Consider the following 5,727-nt stretch of genomic DNA (forward strand, 5'->3'; position numbering starts at 1 on the left):
CGGCATCTGTCATGGGTATTCGTGGTCTTTAACGGCACTCCCCTTTTGTTACTGTCATTTTAAAATACAATGGCATTCATTTTAGTTACAACATACAATTGCTTGAAATAACTTAAACAACGACAACTTGAACCTCAGTGTTTATCGCATTCAGGCAGAAAAAAGCGTCTTCACACGCAATCAGAAGATAAAAAAAACGGCCGCCGGAGCGACCGTTAATCGTTTGCAGAAATTCCTACTTACCGCTTACGCCATAGCGTCAGTTCCGCCACAGTATGCTGGAATTTCCTAGCCGTTTCACGGATCACAAACGGAACATCTGTTGGTGTCCGAACCTCTTCAAACTCGCTCGCCAGTAAACGTTTCAGTGCCTGATGGGTCGTAACGGCTTCACCATTTTCGCGGAATCCACCCAGCCAGTGCTCTTTCGGGGTGAACTCTTCAAGCCAGGTATAAGGTGAAGAAAGCATGAGCAGACCACCAGAACGGATCATCGGTGTAATACCGGTCAGAAAACGTGCTGGCTCACGCAAACGATCAAGCAAATTAGCAGCCAAAACGAGATCGTATAACTCCGTCTGTGGCTTCAGGTTACAGGCATCACCCTGTACAAAAGTCACCCGCTGCGTAAGCTCTGCTGACAAATTCACATCGGCGAGCGAAGCCTGACAATATTCCACCAGTTCGCCCTCCTCCGGCATGACATACCGACGGGTTTCACCACGTGCCAGTGACAGAGCGACATCAATAAAACGTGCTGAATAATCCATCCCGACCACAGAGTCGAAATAACGCGCCAGTTCGAAACTCGCACGACCCGTAGCACACCCTATATCTAACGCCCTGCCATGGTTAACAGTATTTTTAACCGCAATATCAGCCAGTTGCTCAGCATAATTCATTACATCAAAATGACGCGGACCATATTGAAAATCAAGGTACTGTGCCACCAGTCCGTCAGTTTCGTACGGATTTACTTTCACCACTTCCTGATGGCTGGAAATGACATAGCGGAAACCAGCATGCTGGAAAAAGTGACGACGGAAAGCATAACGTGAAGATTTCAGCGCCTCATTGCCGGTTGAAATCCAGCTTCCGCCTTTGATCATGGAATGTTTACCATCGAATGTTGGCGTCGAAAAATCATCATATAAAGGGTGTACACGGAAACCATCAAAACCACTGATCGGCGTGGACGACCATTGCCAGACATTGCCTACCACATCATAAAAATCACCCTGAGCAAAATGATCCACCGGACAGGATGATGCCCACCCTGCGAGGTTAATATTTCCTGGCGCTGTTTTCCACCCGGGCTGATCGCCTTCCACCTGATTGCGCAGAATCATCCATTCAGCTTCGCTCGGTAACTGAACTGATTCGCCGGTTTGGACAGCTTTCCAGCGACAAAATGCCGCGGCTTCGAGTTGATTTACTTCCGCCGGCCAGTCCCACGGCATCGGCACTTCTTCCGTCATCAGACGTAATTTCAGTTGCTCCGGTTCAAGAGGCGAACCCACCCAAAAAGTGGGCATTTCCGCCCGTGTGAAATTTCGCCAGCCTGCCCCTTCTTCGTCCCACCACTGTGCATCGCCATAGCCACCGGCCTGTACAAAGGTATAAAATTCCGCGTTATTGACCAGCATCCGACTGGCCCTAAATGCCTGAATCTTCTGTTCAGATGTGCCGTATTCGTTATCCCATCCGTAGGTATCATCACGCTTACCCAAAGTGACAACGTCACCTTTAACGGCCAGCATTGTATTCACGGGTACAGTGTTGCGGTCACGGCGGGCGATTTCGCACACGGGCCAGTGCGGTTGAGGCTTAACCCATTGCACCGGCAACTGACGGATCAGTACGCTGGATGTTTCAAGATGAATACGTTCATGTTCGATACCCATCAGGATCACCCAGGCAGGACTGTCCCAGCCGATGGGTAAACTCAGCGCCATAGTGTCAATTATACCGAGCACTTCTTCCCGTACTTTGTCGCGATATTGGCGCAAATTGGCGACCGATGGCCAGTTGTAGTTTTGATCATCAAGATCATCCCAACTCATTTCATCTACGCCGATCGCGAGCATAGCTTCGATATGGGAGTCAATACGTTGAGGGATCAGCCCGGCAGCCATCAATTTATTGATATAGAAAGTCGCGGTATGACCAAAATAAAAGATCAGCGGATGACGAAGCGAAATAGCCTTACTGAAATATGCTCGCTCATCAGCGAGGCAATCAAACAGGCTCTCGTACAACTCCCAGGTGCGAAGAAAATATTCACGTATTTCCTGCCGTTTTTCTTCCGCTGTACCGGTGCTCAATAAAATAGTCTGCGTCGGTTCTGGCAGCCCGATAGCCTTGTTTTGTTTGGAAAGCATTCTTAGTCCTCTGTCTTCTTGGGTTGCCAAGTCAATACCAATTGTAGCAGGTCACATCTCTGGCTTATCCCGGCCTGGTTCTTACCGGTTTATATTCTTCATCGTCAGCTATCAACATAACCTTTAAATCGGGCCGACGCTTGCTATCTCTCCATAAACAGCAGCGAACTTTCACAAACATGCAGTGATTCGCCCTCAAAATTATGCCGTAAATTATAGTAATCGGGTGCGTCAATGATGCCCTGAATATTGTCAGAAAATGCTTCCAGCGCCTGCTTCATCTGTGGCAGATAATCGTGCGTGTCATAAACACGGTCGATACCCTCCAGTGAATGATTCATGATTTTACGCGCAACATCGTTCGGGACATTCAGGGACGATAATTTGGAACGCGCCGTCCGTCGCAAATCGCGGGTGGTAAAAGCTTCTATTCCCAGGCCACGTTCCGCGCGCAACAGACGGCGTATCACCTGTGTCACTGCGCCGCGTGATAAGGGCTTTTGCGTATCAAGCGGCGATGGCACCAGCCAGGGACTGCTTTCCGGACTGGACGACAAAAGAGCATTGATGCAGGTGATCATTAATGGCGTCAGCGGCAGACTATGGTCACGAGCCGATTTATTGCGCGTACCTTGTCGCCAGATACCAATTTGCAAATGGAACTCGTCTTTCCTGGCACGCACCACTTCATCTGGCCGCCGTGCTGTCAGCAGGCAAAACCTCAATGCCCAGCGACATTGTTCAGAAATGTCACATAAATCCAGACTATGCCAGAAAATCCAGATTTCGGCATCGGTTAACGTCCGCTCACGTGGCGGGGTATTGCGGCCGCCAACATCACGGCGTTTCATGGAACTTAGCGGTGAATGAACCAGATATCCCTGCGTTTCAGCCCAGCCAAAAAATTGCTTACAGAGGGCGAATACACGCTTTGCTTCCGAAATTTTCCCGTCCGCCAACAAGACATTAAACAAACGATTCAGTCGTAAACGGGTGATTTTATTCAAAGGTACCTCACCGATCACCGGCAGTACGTGTTTCATGAGGGATGAAACCGCAATTTCTGGTCGACGTCGCGTCAGGATCAGCGAAAGCCGGATCCAAACATTAATCACCTGTCTGACCGTCGCATTGCCCTCTTCATCAAAATCATCCAGTTTTGCAAGCGGCGTCATTTTTACATTTTGCAGATAAGCCAAAACATGCTGGCCGACATTTTCAGCAGCAAAATCTCTTTCAACTGAAGCCACGGATTTGATCTTACTCATCTGCACTAAATCACCTTAAAAATCACAGGCCGGAGTTATATCAAGTCTGAGGATCGCAGGCAAAAGGTTTGTGACTCCAGACCTATTAAGTCTGGAGTCATTAAGATGATGAATAAAGAAAAATAATGAGTCTGTGAAGGGATTTATGGTGAACATATACAGATCTGCGTTGTTCATAAAACCTACAAAAAGGGCGCATAAAGTCCGCACTCCCCGTGTGATCAAATACAGGCGGCTAATCACCGCCTTTATCTTAATCACTTATGTCATTACAACGGTAGGGCTACACCGTTGCCAGTCTGAATGTGGCGACTGAGCGGGTCAGATGAAGAACCTGTTCTTCCAGCGAGGCCGCTGCTGCCGCTGATTCCTGAACCAGAGCCGCATTTTGTTGTGTCACGCCATCGATTTCTGTCACCGCCTGTTCAATCTGGCTGATGCCACGGCTTTGTTCATCTGAAGCTGTCGAAATATGTTCCATCAATACATTAATCTGAGTGACAGAGGAAATGATCGCAGAGATGGAGTCACCGGTACGTGAGACCTGATCCGAGCCTTCACGGATATTTACCACTGATTCAGAAATCAGGCTTTCGATTTCTTTTGCTGCCACGGCACTGCGCTGTGCCAGGCTGCGCACTTCGCTGGCCACCACGGCAAATCCGCGGCCCTGCTCACCCGCACGCGCTGCTTCAACTGCGGCATTAAGCGCCAGAATATTCGTCTGGAAAGCAATACTGTTGATCACCCCGGTGATATCTTCGATTTTTTTCGAGCTGCTGTTAATACGCCCCATCGTACCAATTACGTCCTGGGCAACTTTCTCGCCCGCACGTGCATTTTGAACCGCTTCACGTGTCAGACTGCTTGCACGGGAGACATTTTCGGTATTTTGTTTTACCGTCGCGCCAAGTTCTTCCATGCTTGCGGCTGTTTGTGTCAGTGCGGCGGCCTGTTGTTCCGTACGGGAAGCCAGATCAATATTACCTGCAGAGATTTCCTGGGATGCATGCGCCACGGTATGGCTGGTGTCACGCACCTGTCCGATAATCCGGGTCAGTGACTGACGCATATACTCTATCGACTGCATCAGTTCTTCAATTTCACTGCGGGATTGTGCTTTGACAGGTACCGGCGTATCGAGATGACCTTCGGCAATCTGACGGCAGTGATCGCGGGAACTTAGCAGTGGCACCAAAACAAAACGCTTCAGTAACACCAGTACACTGATAATGATGATCAGAAATAGTAAACCAAAACCGATCGTCAGCCCGATACCAAATTTGAAATGACTTTGTGCATCGCTGTTAAGATTTTTGGCGTACTGTTCATGCAGGGCCAATACTTTATCCAGTACGATTTCATACTGACTATCGAGTTTCACTACAGCCGGGATGTGGGCTTTAAACGCTACCTGATCACCGGCCTTAGCCGCATCAATTAATGGCTGGATACCATTCTGGCGATAATTTTGGTAAGTGCTGCGGTATTCATCGGCAAGCCTGCTTTCACCAGACAATTTTGGTGCGTCAAGATACGCCTGAAAGGCCGCATCGGCTTTACCGATAACTTCAGTGACCCCGTCCAGAGCAGAGTTTGACTGCTGGCCGTCGCCATTTTCAATTTCTTTCATATATTCCATTACGCGAACGCGTGAGGTCCGGCTGTGGTTAATGGGGTCAATAATAGAAAGCACTACACGGATCTCCTTGTTCACATCATCCAGTGAATGGTTACTCTGGGTGAGCAGCCAAACATTCGACAATATACTGGTGAAAAAGAGGGCGAAAAGAACCATAAGAACGAGCAAGGACGACTTTTTAAGCGACATCGGGAGATTCTCAAAACGAAGCAGGAGTCTGTTTATCGGCATTTCTGCCCAAATGTTTAATATTTCCCGCGCCCTATCTGCAATTATTGGCAAGATGATCGATCATAGTAGAAATTTCCGGACGTGCTTAAAAGGCTTTTCCTGCCGCCAAAACATCTCAAAATAATCAGCGGCTTTCTTAAAAATCATTTATTTCAGTTATTTTAAATAATATATAGCACTGATTAGAGGTGACGCACTGAATCCC

3 protein-coding genes are annotated in these 5,727 nt (G+C 48.3%); all 3 read right to left on the bottom strand.

The features are described 5' to 3' along the window. Positions 1 to 239 precede the first annotated feature (239 nt). Positions 240 to 2,381: a 5-histidylcysteine sulfoxide synthase gene (ovoA, locus tag J1785_RS04070; protein ID WP_217218868.1), complete on the bottom strand. Its 2,142-nt coding sequence runs from the start codon at positions 2,379 to 2,381 to the stop codon at positions 240 to 242. A 143-nt stretch (positions 2,382 to 2,524) separates the two neighbouring features. Then, a complete protein-coding gene (locus tag J1785_RS04075; RefSeq protein WP_217138917.1) occupies positions 2,525 to 3,649 on the bottom strand; it encodes a tyrosine-type recombinase/integrase in 1,125 nt (374 codons plus the stop codon). A gap of 283 nt (positions 3,650 to 3,932) precedes the next feature. After that, complete coding sequence (locus tag J1785_RS04080; protein WP_129953530.1) at positions 3,933 to 5,480, bottom strand: methyl-accepting chemotaxis protein; 1,548 nt, start codon at positions 5,478 to 5,480, stop codon at positions 3,933 to 3,935. Positions 5,481 to 5,727: the final 247 nt, after the last annotated feature.

Origin of the sequence: Rahnella perminowiae (genome assembly GCF_019049755.1) — a bacterium.
Lineage (GTDB): Bacteria > Pseudomonadota > Gammaproteobacteria > Enterobacterales > Enterobacteriaceae > Rahnella > Rahnella perminowiae.

What these genes read in the sequence shown, in the direction of transcription:
- ovoA (WP_217218868.1), bottom strand. Translation starts at nt 2,381, where the DNA reads ATGCTTTCCAAACAAAACAAGGCTATCGGGCTGCCAGAACCGACGCAG.
- J1785_RS04075 (WP_217138917.1), bottom strand. Translation starts at nt 3,649, where the DNA reads ATGAGTAAGATCAAATCCGTGGCTTCAGTTGAAAGAGATTTTGCTGCT.
- J1785_RS04080 (WP_129953530.1), bottom strand. Translation starts at nt 5,480, where the DNA reads ATGTCGCTTAAAAAGTCGTCCTTGCTCGTTCTTATGGTTCTTTTCGCC.